Here is a 14,587-nt window from a genome sequence, read left to right as displayed (position 1 = left end):
CCCATCCTCAAGAAATTTTCCTTATGTTGGTTAGATATAATAGGAAAATGGGGTCAGAGTACATTTTTCTCTTAACGCCCTGTTAAGGGGCAAATTGTAGTTGGCTAAAATGCGTAGCGAAGCGGAACCAGCCAACTGTTATTTGTCCCGCTTGAACAGCTTGTTATGTGTAAACTTTTAACTGAACTTTGCCGTTTATAATTTCTAAGTTACCAAACTCACCAACTGCCTTAAAGCCTTGATTTGTTTTAATTAACGAATCTATATTGCCATAATCAAATGAACCATTTATATCTTTGTTTGGTTTAACATCACTTTGTTCGGCAAGCCCTGAATATGAAGTAAACCCCGTAAATTGAATTTCACATTTACGGTAGCAAGTATATTCATCAGGTTTTGGATTTAGGTAATGAGGTGAATCAGGCCAAATGCTAGCCTCAATTTTGAATGTGATTTCAGTTGCATTTGAACTCCAACCGAGAACAAACGAGTCATTGAAATCTATACCTTTGAAAGTATCCATATACACGACGATATCCGTTTTACACATAACGCCCAACATAAAGGGCCGGAGCGTAGCGACGGTCCAAGCCCGCAGGGCGGCCTTTGATGTTTTTGTTAGATGGCATTACTGCCATGCCTTCCTTACTTCAATCAAATGGTTTTGTTCTGTAAAAACAAAACCTAAACGTCCAACCCAAATAGCCCCGTCTTTTTTGAACGGTTCATTTGTCAGGTAGGGATGTTTAGCAGCATTAAGGATTTCGGCCTTGGAGCTGTCTTTTTTAGTTAATACGGGAACGACTGCAAGTATTTGATCCAGAGCTTCCCTATTTTCTCTTAGCGTTACTTCTTGGTAAGTTGCCGTAACGCCTGAATCAACAATGGTGTAAACCCAAAAAGCATTACTAGAAAGAAGTGCAAACAAAAGCGAAGTTATGACTATCCGTGATGCTTTCATAGTAGTTCCATCTAACGCTTACATAAAGGGCTGACGCGTAGCGGCAGTCCTAGCCCGTAGGGCGTTCTTTGATGTTTTTGTTAGGCGTTGAACCCAACGACTTTACTGAAAATAAAAAACTAATAGCTAAAGCTAAGATTAAAAAAGAAGGCACAAAAAACTCAGTTGATAAGTAAAGCCAGTTTAAAGCTTGTTGGTTTTCTGAGATATCATAATTCTGAGTAACGTAATTTTCAGTTACCAAAGCTATCGGAAGCCACAATGCATTAAAAAGCATTGCGACTAACATGACAGTGCTTGATCGGTTTTTGAGCTTCCAATGTAAGATGAAAGCTCCAATACAAAAAAGCAAAATAGCTATCAGTGTCGCTATTGCCAAAATGGATTCTGGATCATTCATCATCTGGTACACCTAACGCTTTTGTAATGGGGCGCGTTGCTGCGAAGCAGCGCATTTAGCGATCCAGCCCGAAGGGCGATTATTCACAAACTTGTTAGTAGTCATTTAGACATGCCTCCAACCGCTCTTTCCAGTGAGGCTGAGACCTACTGTTTAATTTTGCACCTGACCAACTTAATTTACGGACAATGTTGTTATTTGCGTGATGCAACGCTATTTCTAGTGGGACGATACCATATGAATTCTCACCATTTACGTCAGCGCCATTATCGATTAAAAACTGAAGGATAACTTCATCACCGTTGTTGATGGCAGATACCAACGCAGAACCATGCTTGGAATCTTGATAGTTAAGATCACCGCCAGCTTCAATACGTTCCTTCACTAATTCAAGGTTTCCAGCTCGAACTGCAAAGATAATTTGTTGGTCTAATGTAAACGCCATGGTTTGACTACTAACGCAAAGCTCACCGGCAAGCATTGCGGAGAGCGTTTTTGTGTAAAATGGAGCTACGCGACATACACAAAAACGAGCGTAGCAATGTTTGTCCGGTGCAGCGCCTTGTTATGCATTTTTGATATTTAAAAAAGACTACTTCCATTTTTTGTTTTAAAATACAGCAAGCCGTTATATTTTCTTTCGATTCTTATGGTTTCTTCGTATTTTCGACTGTGAGAGTAATTAACCCTAAGAGTAAATTCCTGCTCACCCAAGAAGTGGGTATTCTCATCTGGAACTTTTGGTGTTTTGTCTTGGCGCGATGTCGGCTGATAAACAAAATAACGTTCATCATCGCTCTTTCTACAAAAAAGCATGAGGCTAGCGTTTTTGCCAGATTCAATAGTAACTTTATCGTCTACTTCATTCCCATGTGTGTCCCACCAAAGATGACCAACACTCTCACCTGTACTCTTTAAATATAAAATTGCTCTACAGTCTCGCGCAGGATGCTTGTAAAACGTTAATCCTTTCCTGAAACTGGGATGAATTGGTAAACCTAGGATCCGTGATTCAGGAAGATTGATACCGAACCAGCCCACTTTATTCGTAAAGGTGAGTCTATTTTGCTTGAATGGTGTTCCCCCTGATCCAGAGCCATTCCTTTGTAACTTCGGTTGTTTAATAAAGAAGTCAAGCCATAAGCCAATCAAGGCACTAAAAACAGCACCAATTAGTATTGAAGTTGGGTCTAGTCCGGAAAAAAAGTTTGTAACGAATTCCATGTTATTACTCAAGAAAAATCATAAGGTTTACTATCTGCATAACGCTTTGCTAAGCGGCAATAAAATAGCTGGCTAAACTTAGCGAGGAACGAGCTAAAGCCAGCTGTTTTTTGTCCGTTTAAGCAACTTGTTAACTCTTGTACCACGAGTAATATTGAGTGACTACAACCAATAGAACTAGCACAGCATTTAACGCATTTTTACCCCACATTTTTTCTAATGCATTACAAAATTTAAGAACGCCATAAGAAACTGAAAACACAGGAACAAAATATAATGCCATTAACAAACTTGTGACTGCCCACATTATTGTCATAGCAATAAGCATATAAAGACTCATGATTACACCCATAATGATCACGTGAGGACTTTCTGGTAGTGGTAAACCCATCAGTGATGAGTGCATATAAATGTATTGATATGGCAAGGAGGTATATTCAATACCAAGAAATATATCAATCAATGGCATAGCCAAAGCTAGAGCGGATATTTGAGCCATATCCTTTAGGAAAGACAAGGAAAATTTATGTGGTTTTGTGTACCATTTTATTGAGAAAAAGCCTATAAATGAATAAACAAAAGCTTTAGCAAACATAACGTTATGAGATAATTCATAACTAAATACGTATTTCGAAATAATTGTAGCTGCGAGTAATATCCCAGCTGTTACCCCTAAAAGGTTTGCCAAATAATCAACCCCATCAATTGTTTTCAATTTGGCTAATTTCCCAAATTGTTTGCTAAATGATTCATCAACAATCAGAATTTTTTCTTGGTATTGAGGTTTGAGACCTAATGATGATCTTGCTAGAGCTAATGGGATTAATACATAAAGGGTTGCGAGAATAAAATCCATTTAGAGATTACACCTTACTTTGATAAGAGAGTTAACGCCGCGTTAAGCGGACAAAAATTGTGGGTTATAATGTGTAGCGAAGCGAAACGTAACTCACTGTTTTTGTTCCGTTTAAACGCCTTGTTAGTTGTATTTTATAAAAAGTGTAGTATTAACCGCCCAATGGAGTTCACTAGATCTCGGCTATAACTTGCTAACCATTTATTTGACTCATTATCGAAATGTGAATCACTAAAGCCATTTCTTGAATTTCCGATGGCACTTGTAAGTGTGGAGATACTAGTAACCATGTTCTGAGGGAATGGACCGATAGCGTTTAACTTTGCAGTAATGTCATCACGTACAGCTTTTGATAAAGGGATCAATTCACTTAGTTGAGCACTTTGCGGTAAATGCTTATGCACGTAAGCTTTATATAAGCCCTCTAGACATGTGTACGATAGTGTCATCGAATGATTATAATTGTGCTGGTCGATAGCATTATCTATTTTTCTAAGTAGAGTATTTAGCTTTTCTGAGTTCCAATTATCTTGAGGTATCACTGCTTGCGGGACAGGATTACCAGAACCAAATAAATATGATTTGAGTTCATCAGTTTCAGTAGGGAAATGAGGCGAAATAATATCAATAAAGGTTCTAAAAACCTCCAGTCGAATTGACTCATCTAAGCCGTTTAAAATATCCCAATAAAAGTCTTTTCTTGATGTGCTGAGGCGTCGATTATTTCTTTCTTGAATATAAAGAGAATAACCAGGCTGACCTAAGTCGTATTGTTGAATAACTTTGATAAAGTCTCCACCGCTATGGTATGCAGGTGTACCACTTTTATCTAAAAGCAAAAAAAGCCGACTAAATGCGGCGAGCCAATTCACGATAAACCTCCTTATACACCTAACATTTTAATTATGTGCGTGCGTGTTTTGACACCGCAAGACTGCGGAGGGGGAAGCTGTATCTATTTGAACTGAAAGAGTAATTCTGAAGCACATCGTTTTTCATCCCCTGAAAACACGCAAGCACGGTTTGCTATTTTGTGATGGCACGCTTTGTTACCGGCCATATTTCCTATCTGACTGATAATGCACCACTTTTAAGAGTTATTCCAGTACCAAACTGTGCCAGCTTATCAACAGAAAAGTTGTAAACCGTGCCAAGATTCTGGACTTATGCCAATTAACTGTACAAATACGCAGTTAATTCGCTTTTATTATCCACAAGAATTTGAGGTAAAAATACGAGAGCAGGAAAATGAATTCCCCTGCCTTTCTGCAACGAGGTTAGTTATAAAAAAACGCGCCATCAGGCGCGTTTCTATGATTCAAAATCGAATCAGGATTTCTTTACGAACTTAGTCAGAATCACAAGGCGTGTACCGTTGACTCGGCCTTCAATCTGTTCTTGGTTATCCTGTACTAGAGAAATACCCCGAACTGTTGTGCCACGCTTCGCGGTGAAGCCTACACCTTTAACGTCGAGGTCTTTGGTCAGTACGACGTTGTCCCCGGCTTCAAGCACTGCGCCGTTGCTATCGCGATGAATCACTTTCTCAGAGTCATCCAGATGGTCACCGGTGGCTTGCGCCCAGAGCGATGTTTCATCGTCCAGATACAACATATCCAGCAGGTCTTGTGGCCAGCCTTCACTGCGCAGACGGTTCAGCATACGCCATGCCATCACCTGAACTGCTGGTACCTGGCTCCACATGCTGTCATTCAGACAACGCCAATGGTTAGCATCGATGGTGTCTGGGTTTTCAATCTGGCCCTTACAGGTGTCACATACCAATATAGAGTCATCCACACTGCCTTTAGAGCCTGGCGGTACTTCATAAACACTCAGGTTGTCAGTCGCGCTACACAGTTCACATTTAGATTCGCTGCGGTCACGTAAGGCTTGCTCTGTACTCATGATTACTCCGATAGTTGGTCAGGACGCCGCTGTCTGAAAGTTTAGTGCAACTAACGAATACAGGCAGGCAGTGGATCAAAGTCGCGCATTGTATCAGAACAGAGGAAAGCTGCGAACCAGTCCTTCCCAGGCATCAAGGTCAGGTAAGCAGGCCACGGTAGAACGCTAGTTCCGCTTCGAGACTATGAATCTGGTTCTCTGCCTGTCGAAAACCGTGCTGTTCGTCTGGATAGAGATGATATTCAACCGGTATATTTTGACGCTTCAGAGCGTTCACCATAACTTCGGTTTGTTGAGGCACCACCACCCGGTCTTTGCCCCCCTGAAAGAAGATCATCGGACAGTTAACCCGGTCAGCATGTTCTAACGGGCTGCGCTGCAGATAGAGTTCTGCTTCCTGTTCAGGGTCACCGATCAGCCAGTCCAGGTAATGACTTTCAAATTTATGGGTATCCCGGGTTAACGCGACAGGGTCACTCACCCCGTAATAACTAGCGCCCCCCTTAAAGTGTTCGCTATAAACCAGCGCACAGAGGGTTGTATAACCGCCTGCACTGCCGCCGCGAATGAAAACATTGTCGGGATCTATCAGTTCACGCTTGGCAAGATAATCAACTGCCGCCACCGCATCCTGCCAGTCAGTCTCGCCCCAACTACCGGCTAACCTCAACCGGTAATCCCGACCATAACCGGTGCTGCCCCGATAGTTTAGATCAACCACCGCAAAGCCCCGACTGACCCAGAACTGAATCTTGGGGTTATATACCGGATAGGTCGCACCTGTCGGCCCCCCGTGGGTGAATACAATCAGCGGAGGTTTACTACCTGGCCCTTCTGACTCAGATTGCGCTAGCGGTTGTGGCAGATAGAGAAATCCGTAGGCAGATTCATCACCAACCGGATAAGTAATCGGCTGCGGCAGATCAACTTTTATAGCCGGTAACTGTCCACCCGCAATCACTTGAATTGCCTCATGGGAAGGACTGTCGGGTGTTATCTCAATGATCGCGGCGGCATGATCGTTTGAAGCAGCGATGCAGTAAACCTTTTCGTTAAAACTACAGACATGGCGGAACAAACTGTACTCTTCAGCGACTAGCTGTTCCTGCATTGAAGCTGAGCCTATTACCAGCCGCCCTTCACCCCGCTCCATATAACAGGCAACCCAACGCTTTTCAGCCGGTTGGTCTCCTGCCTGCTGAGTTTTTGTCAGTTCATCCCAGGTATATACACCCAATTGCCATTGGGGAATGCCGAAATCGTTTTCACGGGGCCAGAGAGACTCTGTTCGAACGCTCTGCTCACTTAGCTCTCCTGTTCCTGATCCTGAATAACTAGTCCGGCCTCCAGGCTCTCCGCTCGTTGTAAACTTCTCCTCGCATAGATAACGGTATAAATTCCACCAGCCGGTTTTATCACTCAATGCCACCAGACTGTTGTCACTTATAAAACGGGGTTGTTGAATCGCTTCAGGAGATGAACTTCCTGCTAGTATTTTCCGATCGGTCAGCTTGCTGTCAGCGTTAATGCGCGCGCTGTTAAGGCGAGTACTCACCCAGGGCATATGGGGATGGTCCCAGCTTATCCAGGCAAACCGATGGCCATCAGCGCTGAGCGTTGGCGCAGCATAAAAATCATCGCCGCTTGCCAGTTGCGTTACTTTTCCGGTCTTAATTGAGATCGACACCAGAGAATGTCGAGGCTGGGTAGGGTCTGCCATCGCTTGCTCTTGCACCGCAATAATGCGCTGGCGAAAGCGATCATACAGAAGGTCTCCGTAGCGACAATCAGCCTGATGAGTCAGTTGCTGTGGCTTTGAACTAGAGAGAGTCTCAGGGACTGATGTCGATAGTGGTGGATGCTGTTGGTTTGGTTTTTGGCCTGGCTGTTCGTCATTCAACAGCCAGATCTGTTGATCTGCCGCGTTAACAAAAGCTGTCTGCAGCGCCAACCTGCACCAGCTTTTACCGCCGTATTCATACACCCCACTACGTACGTTGAAGCCGGGTGGAATCAGACAGGCTATTTCACCCTGCCAGTTACGGTGAACTAAGACATTTCGACCGCTCTCTAAGGGTCTGAACTCAACCCAATACAGGCCCTGCTCACAGGCATGCAGCTGGCCATATTCCAACCCAGCTGTTACCGCATCCGCAGCTGAGAGTGGGGAATCAAAAAAACCATATCTGGGCATATTCCAGGCCTATCCTTTGTGACTAAAGACTGTGGTAGGTGATCACTTCAGCCTAGCATATCAGCCTTTACAGAATACCTTGGAGTTACGCTCGTTACGGTAGATGGGCTCTTTGTGCGAGGGTAGCTCTGCTTCTTCACGGGCCTTCACAATCAGATCATGATGGGAGGATTTGCTGCACACCGGGTCGGCATTATTGGCATCGCCGGTCATCATAAAGGCCTGGCAGCGACAACCACCAAAGTCTTTCTCTTTCTCATCGCAGGAAGCGCAAGGTTCCTTCATCCACTCGTAACCACGGTAGTGATTAAAACCATTCGACTTGTTCCAGATCGCCTCAATACTCTGTTCGCGCACATTGGGGAACTCTATCGGCAACATACGGGCGCTGTGGCAGGGTAACGCTGTGCCATCGGGGGTCACGGTAAGAAACACCTGCCCCCAACCGTTCATACACCCCTTCGGGCGCTCTTCATAGTAATCCGGCGTCACGAAGATGATCTTGATCTGGTTACCTTCAGCAGCAAGACGATCACGATACTCATTGGTAATTCGCTCGGCTCTTTCCAGCTGCGCCTGAGTCGGCAGCAGATCATTACGGTTTTCATAGGCCCAACCGTAGTACTGACAGGTTGCCAGCTCAACGTAATCGGCTTGCAGTTCAACACAGAGTTCAATGATACGATCAATCTGATCGATGTTATGACGATGGGTTACAAAGTTAAGCACCATCGGATAACCCTGGGCTTTAACCTCTTTGGCCATCGCCATTTTTTGATTAAAGGCTTTTTTAGAACCCGCCAGAAGGTTATTTACTTCCGGGTCTGCCGCCTGAAAACTGACCTGAATATGGTCTAGCCCTGCTTCGCGAAAATCAGCAATCTTACGCTCATTGAGGCCAACACCGGAGGTGATCAGGTTTGAATAGTAGCCTAACTGACGCGCTTCACGGATAAGTTCTATCAGATCCTGACGGACTAACGGCTCACCACCAGAGAAACCTAATTGTGCCGCCCCCAGTTCCCGAGCCTGGGTAAAGACGTCGATCCACTCGGCCGTTGTCAGCTCACCTGTCTTGCTGGCAAAATCCACCGGGTTAGCACAGTAAGGACACTGTAACGGACACTTGTAGGTTAACTCGGCCAGCAACCAAAGTGGCTGGCCGTGGGTTGGGACATTACTTAAGGTCGGTGCCATTGAAGGCTGACCGTTACAGGCTGATCCAGAGTTGCTCACGAGCGTCTCCTAAGAAATCAAGAATATCCCGGTCGATCCCTTCGGCATCGGGGAATTTAGACTGCAGAGCCTGGACAATATCTGCTGCAGTACGCTGCCCATCGACCAAGGCCAATACCTCACCGGCAGGGCCATTCAGTTTCACCATCCCTTCGGGATAGAGCAGCACATAACAGTCCTGCGCCTTCTCCCACTGGAAGCGAAACATGCTGTTGAGGGTGGGCGTCTGGTCCAGAGTAATCTCCGTCACTTCAGCTGGGCCACTCATGAAAACAACCCTTTGTGATAGACCTTTTTATCGGTCACCGTATGGTAAGGAGGACGTTCCATCTCATAGGCCATGGTCATTGCATCCAGCATACTCCAGAGCACATCCAGCTTAAATTGAAGGATATTCAGCATCCGTTCCTGCTGCTCCCGGGTAGTGTAATGCTCCAGGGTAATTTCTAACCCATGAACCACATCACGACGCGCTTCGGTCAGACGATTACGGAAGTACTGATAGCCATCCTCTTTGATCCAGGGATAGTGCCCAGGCCAGCTGTCCAAACGATTCTGGTGGATAGTTGGCGCAAACAGTTCAGTCAGAGAGGAGCTGGCCGCTTCCTGCCAGGTCGCCCGACGGGCGAAGTTTACATAAGCATCCACAGCGAAACGCACACCCGGCAATACATGCTCCTGGGAGAGAATCTCTTCGCGGGTCAAGCCAACCGCTTCACCCAGCTGTAACCAGGCTTCGATCCCCCCGACAGCACCATCATAGCCATCATGATCCAGTACTCGCTGCACCCAGTGACGGCGTACATCGCGATCAGGACAGTTGGCCATAATGGCCGCATCTTTAACCGGTATCGAGATCTGATAGTAAAACCGATTAGCAACCCAGCCCTGAATCTGCTCTTTCGTACAGCTGCCGTTATACATAGCGACATGGTACGGGTGCTGGGTATGATAGAAAGCACTTTTAGCCCGCAGTGCCTGTTCAAATTCATCCCGGTTCATTGGTGGCAGGGGCTTGTTTTTACCTGCTTCGTTAACTTGTGCGTTCATAGCTAACCTCTTACAGCTCTATACTCATTCCGTCATGGGAGATTTCGATACCGTGGACGAAAACTTCAGCCCGTTCCGGTGAATCTTCATCCAGAATCGGATTGGTATTGTTTATGTGGATCAGAACTTTCCGGGGCTTTTCCAGCGTATCCAGAAATTCAATCATGCCACCCTCTCCCGACTGAGCCAGATGACCCATAGTGACACCGAGCTTATCGCCAACACCGGTGGTGAGCAGCTCATCGTCACGCCAGATAGTGCCATCAACCAGCAAACAATCCGCGTCTTTCATAATCGGTTTCAGGTGGGGTTCAATCTGGCCAAGGCCAGGTGCATAGAACAGTTTTTTCCCGCTGCGGGTATCTTCTATCAGGATACCTATGTTGTCCCCTGGGTGGGGATCGTTACGATGCGGTGAATAAGGGGGCGCACTACTAAGCAGCGCAACCGCTGTCAGCTTAAATTCGGGGACCTGAGGAATCACGAAGCTGTTGTTTCCCTCTTCTACCGGGATAGCGTTACGTTTAATGCCGCCGTTCCAGTGTTCCAGCATTTTAAAAACAGGAAAACCGGTGGTCAGATCCTGATAGACCATATCGGTACACCAGACCTCATGGGGACAACCTTCCCGCAACATCAGCAGGCCGGTGGTATGGTCAATCTGGCTATCCATGTAGACAATTGCCGCTATACCGGTATCACGGATCTTACGATTAGGCTGCATCGGCGAGAAGTCTGCCAGCTGCTGACGTATATCAGGTGAGGTATTAAATAGAATCCAGTCTTCACCGTTTGCGCTTATCGCGATGGATGACTGAGTGCGAGCCTTTGCATTGAGCGTTCCGGCACGATAGCCGGCACAGTTGCGGCAGTTACAATTCCACTGAGGGAACCCGCCACCGGCTGCGGAACCTAGAATCTGAATTTTCATTGTTATTATCTTGTCGGCAATTCTGAAGGGGCAAAAACTAAAAAGCTCCACCCTAGGGCGGAGCTTGATAGATTGCTTAGCGGTTAGCGAAGTACATTGTTACTTCAAAACCGATGCGCAGATCTGTGTAAGCTGGTTTAGTCCACATATGCATTACCTCTATTGTTATTAGATTTTCCAGTCTTATGACTGTTATTAATAATATGAAGTGAACGGCCAAACCCATATGGTACTTTGGAACTAAACTCCCTCCTGTTTTAGTCTATAAAAAAACCGCCATAAGGCGGTTTTCTATACTTACTGATTTTCAGAAAAGACAACTTTTAGCAAAGTCTTTGGCCTCATTAGCGGACCAGTCACCTTTAGGCTTCTCTTTCAGCTCTGCACACCATTCTTTCGACCCCACTTCAGGAGAACAGCCCTGCAATGACACTACAGCAACGCCCATAGCGGCGAGCAGACCCAGCTGTTTAATCAGTTTCATATCGTTTTTTCCTTGTTTTTTCCAATAAGAATTTAATCTGTTACCCGTCCCCGCATAACCTTGACCTTACCCCGTTTAGTCTTACTATCCACCCGCTTTCGCTTAGCTGAACGGCTCGGTTTAGTCGCTTTACGCGCTTTTTGCACAACGGTAACCGTTTTTATCAGCAACTGAAGACGATTGAATGCATCATCCCGGTTTTTTTCCTGGGTTCGAAATTGCTGCGCCTTGATAACAATCACGCCCTCCTTGGTGATACGGGAGTCTTTCAGTTGCAATAGACGCTCTTTATAAACTTCAGGCAGTGATGAGGCAGCAATATCAAAACGCAGGTGGATCGCAGACGAGACTTTATTAACATTCTGCCCACCACTACCCTGAGCACGAATCGCACTCAATTCAATCTCATCATCCGGGATAGATACAGTATTGGAAATTTTCAGCACAACTCAACCCATGTTAATCAGCGTAATCCATTATAACAGTCTCAGCTGTTTCAACTCAGATCCTGTGGATGTTTGCGCAGAAATACCGCCATTTTACCATCAGTCTTGATCAGGTGATCGATTATCCATTCCCGCGCCAGACTAATAATCTCATTATTTAACTTAGCGCTAATCTCCTCTGGGGCAGTCTTAGCATCACCGGAGCCAACCAACGTCTGAACCTCAAGATAAAGTTTTTCCAGATGTTCAACAATCTGCTGATGCTCAATCTTATGTTCAGCATAGTGAGGGTAGCGAATCTTTAACTGGATCTTTTCTTCCCGGTCAAAGTGCTCTCGGGTGTAGTCCACCAGCTGACGAAAGAAAACCGGCAGAAATTTTAAATTTTCAGGCTTACTAATCGCTAATTCAACAGAATTAAACAGCGCAATCAGATATTTGTGATCCAGGTCTATCAGGTCATTTCCAGTAGAAATCTTTGGCATCCAAACAACAGGCATTAGGCAAGGTCCTTAAAAACTTATTACAAATAACAACCATAAAACTTAATTATTAATCGACATTATTTAAGCACATTTCAAGCATTTTCTCTGTCATTTATTCCCCTGATCTCTTTGTTCCTGCTGCTTTTCAGCCATCCAGAGGGCAAACAGTTTATAGTTATTACGTCCTTGCCGCTTTGCCTGGTACAGCGCCAGATCAGCATATTCCAGCAATTGGCTCTCATCGCTACTATCACCTGGCGCCAAAGAGATCCCAAGACTCGCTGTTAATGAAAAGCTCTCCCCGGCAATCATAATAGGCTCAGATACAACCTGAATAATTCGTTCAGCCAGCTTGATCGCTGTCTGCTGCATATCACCAGGCTGGTTACCCAGCATAATAACGAATTCATCTCCCCCTACCCGGCTAACCATATCAATACTACGGACGGTTTCATTCAACCGACGGGCAATGGTAATCAATACCTGGTCGCCCACCCCATGGCCATAGGTATCATTAATCGGTTTGAAATTATCAAGATCCATAAAGATGATACCCAGCTGCCGCCCAGGGTTTCGCCCAATAATGGCCAGTTCGTGTTGCAAGCGGGCGGTGAGTGTTCGACGATTGGGAAGGTCGGTCAAAGAGTCACTTTGCGCCATATGTTCCAACTGCTCTTCGAAGGCTTTTCGCTGGCTTATATCGGTAAAGGTACCAATATAGTTCTCCACGTTCCCCGCATCATTACGAAGACATGTAATCGACAGAGCCTGAGGATAGAGAGAGCCATTCTTACGGCGATTCCAAACCTCTCCATGCCATACACCCTTACGCTTCAGAACATCCCATAGTGCTCGATAGAAATCACTGTCCTGGCGGAAAGATTTTAATAACTTAGGGTCTTTCCCAATGACTTCGTCCAGTTCATAACCCGTAATTCGAGTGAATGATTCGTTAATACTGATAATTCGGTTATTCGTATCCGTTACCATTATGCCTTCATGGGCCGCCTGGACGATGCGGGCGCTGATCTCCAAGGAGTGAGCATTTTCTATCAGCACTTTGTTCTGCTGATCGAGGTCTGTTTGATAGCCGCTAAAAACTCGCTGAAACCCGCGAGCGAAGTACCTCATTGTGAGTAAAGCGATAGCCATTATCAGGCCCAGCATAGCCATCAGCTGTAAGCTATCACTTCGCTCTTGCTGACTAATGGCTTGTCGCTGCGTTTCCAACAGCGCCAAACTTGAGTCCGTATAAGCCCCTGCCAATAAAACCCAGTTCCACATAGGTAATGGTTTTGCATATATCAGCTGATCACTAACCGGAGTACCGTCGGCCTGATACCAGTCACTGCGAAAGAAGCCTTCCGTGCCTACGTGATAAGCAACCGCTGCAAGGCGCTTTCGGTCTTCTGCTGATTCCAGCAAAGAGGAGTATTTCCCGACTAATCGACTCACCCCTTTGCCAGCGATGATACCCCCTTTGCTATCCAGCACTGAGATATAACCATCTTCGCCAAACTGAATATTTTGAAGATATTCAATAATGTCATGTTGCAGGTCGTTCTGAATTCTAAAAACATAATCCCCCGCGCCAATCATCCAGTTGAAAGGTTCAAAGCGAGCAATATAGGTGATTTTATCCTGCATATTTTGCTGATCGCCGGGGGGATACCAGCGATAGCGAACATAACCTCTGCCTTCATCCGAAGCGATCACCTGAGTAAAGCGGCGAACGAAATAATTACCTTTGTCATCTTTAAGATCTATTAACGATGTTCCCTCCAGTTCCGGCTGAGTCGGTAGAAGCAGACTTTGCCCCTGAGAGTCACCGACAAAATAGTATCCGCGCCCATTAAAAAAACGAACGCCGCGCAAAGATTCGAGCATAATCTGTTTTAGTTGAGCCTCTGAAATTATGTTTTTGTTCTGCTGATAAATGCCTTCCATCACCTCTAACGCTTGCAACACCTCATCCTGAGCGCGCGCCATGAGTACCTGCTCTGCGCGCTGATACTTAGCTTCGGCATAACCACTGGCAGCCAATACTTCACCCTTCAACCTACGGCTTATTTGCATCTCAATTGATTGTTGGAAGGTATTAAGACGGGCCTCACTATGTTGATGACTGATCGTAAAGAAATACGCCAACAATGCGGCCAGAGAGAGAACGATCAGCGCCATTACCGACCAGAGCGTTCGCATCTGTGATTTATAAATTTTTTTTGTAAATTCCATTCCTGCTCCAGCAAGAAAACAGATCGACTCTAATGATAGAGGCGTTTATATCAGCTTAGTTGGAGTTGAATAGCCTATACAAGGCGGTTCAGGCGTGGACTACTCAAGATGGCATGTTAAGAACGAAAAAGGGCGGCCAAGGGCCGCCAAAGAACACCGACAAATCCCGGTACAAAG

At 45.5% G+C, this 14,587-nt stretch carries 18 protein-coding genes; all 18 read right to left on the bottom strand.

What is annotated here, in order from left to right; translation table 11 throughout:
* Positions 1–163 precede the first annotated feature (163 nt).
* The 18 genes from QZZ54_RS03505 to QZZ54_RS03420 all read right to left on the bottom strand — a co-directional run bounded on the left by QZZ54_RS03505 (position 164) and on the right by QZZ54_RS03420 (position 14,410).
* Positions 164–523, bottom strand: coding sequence for a hypothetical protein (locus QZZ54_RS03505; protein WP_290698645.1), 360 nt, complete (start codon positions 521–523; stop codon positions 164–166).
* Between the two features lie 105 nt (positions 524–628).
* Positions 629–961: a hypothetical protein gene (locus QZZ54_RS03500; RefSeq protein ID WP_290698642.1), complete on the bottom strand. Its 333-nt coding sequence runs from the start codon at positions 959–961 to the stop codon at positions 629–631.
* A gap of 49 nt (positions 962–1,010) precedes the next feature.
* Positions 1,011–1,364 carry a hypothetical protein gene (locus tag QZZ54_RS03495; RefSeq protein ID WP_290698639.1) on the bottom strand — a complete coding sequence of 118 codons (354 nt, stop codon included), beginning with the start codon at positions 1,362–1,364 and terminating at the stop codon, positions 1,011–1,013.
* Positions 1,365–1,455: 91 nt separating this feature from the next.
* Positions 1,456–1,806, bottom strand: coding sequence for an ankyrin repeat domain-containing protein (locus QZZ54_RS03490; RefSeq protein ID WP_290698636.1), 351 nt, complete (start codon positions 1,804–1,806; stop codon positions 1,456–1,458).
* 137 nt (positions 1,807–1,943) lie between these two features.
* A complete protein-coding gene (locus tag QZZ54_RS03485; protein WP_290698634.1) occupies positions 1,944–2,585 on the bottom strand; it encodes a hypothetical protein in 642 nt (213 codons plus the stop codon).
* Between the two features lie 130 nt (positions 2,586–2,715).
* On the bottom strand, positions 2,716–3,441 hold the full coding sequence (locus QZZ54_RS03480; protein WP_290698632.1) for a hypothetical protein: 726 nt from the start codon (positions 3,439–3,441) through the stop codon (positions 2,716–2,718).
* Positions 3,442–3,575: 134 nt separating this feature from the next.
* Positions 3,576–4,313 carry a hypothetical protein gene (locus tag QZZ54_RS03475; protein ID WP_290698630.1) on the bottom strand — a complete coding sequence of 246 codons (738 nt, stop codon included), beginning with the start codon at positions 4,311–4,313 and terminating at the stop codon, positions 3,576–3,578.
* Positions 4,314–4,770: 457 nt separating this feature from the next.
* On the bottom strand, positions 4,771–5,349 hold the full coding sequence (locus QZZ54_RS03470) for an alkylphosphonate utilization protein (RefSeq protein ID WP_290698628.1): 579 nt from the start codon (positions 5,347–5,349) through the stop codon (positions 4,771–4,773).
* A gap of 139 nt (positions 5,350–5,488) precedes the next feature.
* Complete coding sequence (locus tag QZZ54_RS03465) at positions 5,489–7,543, bottom strand: S9 family peptidase (protein ID WP_290698625.1); 2,055 nt, start codon at positions 7,541–7,543, stop codon at positions 5,489–5,491.
* 60 nt (positions 7,544–7,603) lie between these two features.
* A complete protein-coding gene (gene pqqE / locus QZZ54_RS03460; protein WP_290699019.1) occupies positions 7,604–8,740 on the bottom strand; it encodes a pyrroloquinoline quinone biosynthesis protein PqqE in 1,137 nt (378 codons plus the stop codon).
* Positions 8,741–8,753: 13 nt separating this feature from the next.
* Positions 8,754–9,047 (bottom strand): pyrroloquinoline quinone biosynthesis peptide chaperone PqqD, encoded by a 294-nt coding sequence (pqqD, locus tag QZZ54_RS03455; RefSeq protein ID WP_290698622.1) that lies wholly within the window; start codon positions 9,045–9,047, stop codon positions 8,754–8,756.
* A complete protein-coding gene (gene pqqC, locus QZZ54_RS03450) occupies positions 9,044–9,829 on the bottom strand; it encodes a pyrroloquinoline-quinone synthase PqqC (protein ID WP_290698619.1) in 786 nt (261 codons plus the stop codon). The genes pqqD and pqqC overlap by 4 nt, the downstream gene beginning before the upstream one ends.
* A 10-nt stretch (positions 9,830–9,839) precedes the next feature.
* Positions 9,840–10,760 carry a pyrroloquinoline quinone biosynthesis protein PqqB gene (gene pqqB, locus QZZ54_RS03445; protein WP_290698616.1) on the bottom strand — a complete coding sequence of 307 codons (921 nt, stop codon included), beginning with the start codon at positions 10,758–10,760 and terminating at the stop codon, positions 9,840–9,842.
* A 76-nt stretch (positions 10,761–10,836) separates the two neighbouring features.
* On the bottom strand, positions 10,837–10,908 hold the full coding sequence (pqqA, locus tag QZZ54_RS03440) for a pyrroloquinoline quinone precursor peptide PqqA (RefSeq protein ID WP_003243383.1): 72 nt from the start codon (positions 10,906–10,908) through the stop codon (positions 10,837–10,839).
* A gap of 159 nt (positions 10,909–11,067) precedes the next feature.
* Positions 11,068–11,244 (bottom strand): DUF3012 domain-containing protein, encoded by a 177-nt coding sequence (locus QZZ54_RS03435; RefSeq protein ID WP_290698613.1) that lies wholly within the window; start codon positions 11,242–11,244, stop codon positions 11,068–11,070.
* A 32-nt stretch (positions 11,245–11,276) separates the two neighbouring features.
* Positions 11,277–11,690 carry an alternative ribosome rescue aminoacyl-tRNA hydrolase ArfB gene (arfB, locus tag QZZ54_RS03430; protein ID WP_290698609.1) on the bottom strand — a complete coding sequence of 138 codons (414 nt, stop codon included), beginning with the start codon at positions 11,688–11,690 and terminating at the stop codon, positions 11,277–11,279.
* Positions 11,691–11,740: 50 nt separating this feature from the next.
* A complete protein-coding gene (locus QZZ54_RS03425) occupies positions 11,741–12,190 on the bottom strand; it encodes a hemerythrin family protein (protein ID WP_290698605.1) in 450 nt (149 codons plus the stop codon).
* A 93-nt stretch (positions 12,191–12,283) separates the two neighbouring features.
* Positions 12,284–14,410: a cache domain-containing protein gene (locus tag QZZ54_RS03420; protein WP_290698603.1), complete on the bottom strand. Its 2,127-nt coding sequence runs from the start codon at positions 14,408–14,410 to the stop codon at positions 12,284–12,286.
* Positions 14,411–14,587: the final 177 nt, after the last annotated feature.

Origin of the sequence: Amphritea sp., assembly GCF_016744155.1 — a bacterium.
Classification (GTDB): domain Bacteria; phylum Pseudomonadota; class Gammaproteobacteria; order Pseudomonadales; family Balneatricaceae; genus Amphritea.
The sequence above is the reverse complement of the archived record's forward strand: the minus strand, read 5'-3'. Positions and strand labels throughout refer to the sequence as shown.

Excerpts from the sequence above, each read along its gene's own strand:
- QZZ54_RS03420 (WP_290698603.1), bottom strand. The coding sequence starts at position 14,410 with ATGGAATTTACAAAAAAAATTTATAAATCACAGATGCGAACGCTCTGG.
- pqqD (WP_290698622.1), bottom strand. The coding sequence starts at position 9,047 with ATGAGTGGCCCAGCTGAAGTGACGGAGATTACTCTGGACCAGACGCCC.
- QZZ54_RS03425 (WP_290698605.1), bottom strand. The coding sequence starts at position 12,190 with ATGCCTGTTGTTTGGATGCCAAAGATTTCTACTGGAAATGACCTGATA.
- pqqE (WP_290699019.1), bottom strand. The coding sequence starts at position 8,740 with ATGGCACCGACCTTAAGTAATGTCCCAACCCACGGCCAGCCACTTTGG.
- QZZ54_RS03485 (WP_290698634.1), bottom strand. The coding sequence starts at position 2,585 with ATGGAATTCGTTACAAACTTTTTTTCCGGACTAGACCCAACTTCAATA.
- QZZ54_RS03480 (WP_290698632.1), bottom strand. The coding sequence starts at position 3,441 with ATGGATTTTATTCTCGCAACCCTTTATGTATTAATCCCATTAGCTCTA.
- QZZ54_RS03465 (WP_290698625.1), bottom strand. The coding sequence starts at position 7,543 with ATGCCCAGATATGGTTTTTTTGATTCCCCACTCTCAGCTGCGGATGCG.
- QZZ54_RS03505 (WP_290698645.1), bottom strand. The coding sequence starts at position 523 with ATGGATACTTTCAAAGGTATAGATTTCAATGACTCGTTTGTTCTCGGT.
- QZZ54_RS03470 (WP_290698628.1), bottom strand. The coding sequence starts at position 5,349 with ATGAGTACAGAGCAAGCCTTACGTGACCGCAGCGAATCTAAATGTGAA.
- pqqB (WP_290698616.1), bottom strand. The coding sequence starts at position 10,760 with ATGAAAATTCAGATTCTAGGTTCCGCAGCCGGTGGCGGGTTCCCTCAG.
- QZZ54_RS03490 (WP_290698636.1), bottom strand. The coding sequence starts at position 1,806 with ATGGCGTTTACATTAGACCAACAAATTATCTTTGCAGTTCGAGCTGGA.
- pqqC (WP_290698619.1), bottom strand. The coding sequence starts at position 9,829 with ATGAACGCACAAGTTAACGAAGCAGGTAAAAACAAGCCCCTGCCACCA.
- QZZ54_RS03435 (WP_290698613.1), bottom strand. The coding sequence starts at position 11,244 with ATGAAACTGATTAAACAGCTGGGTCTGCTCGCCGCTATGGGCGTTGCT.
- QZZ54_RS03495 (WP_290698639.1), bottom strand. The coding sequence starts at position 1,364 with ATGATGAATGATCCAGAATCCATTTTGGCAATAGCGACACTGATAGCT.
- QZZ54_RS03500 (WP_290698642.1), bottom strand. The coding sequence starts at position 961 with ATGAAAGCATCACGGATAGTCATAACTTCGCTTTTGTTTGCACTTCTT.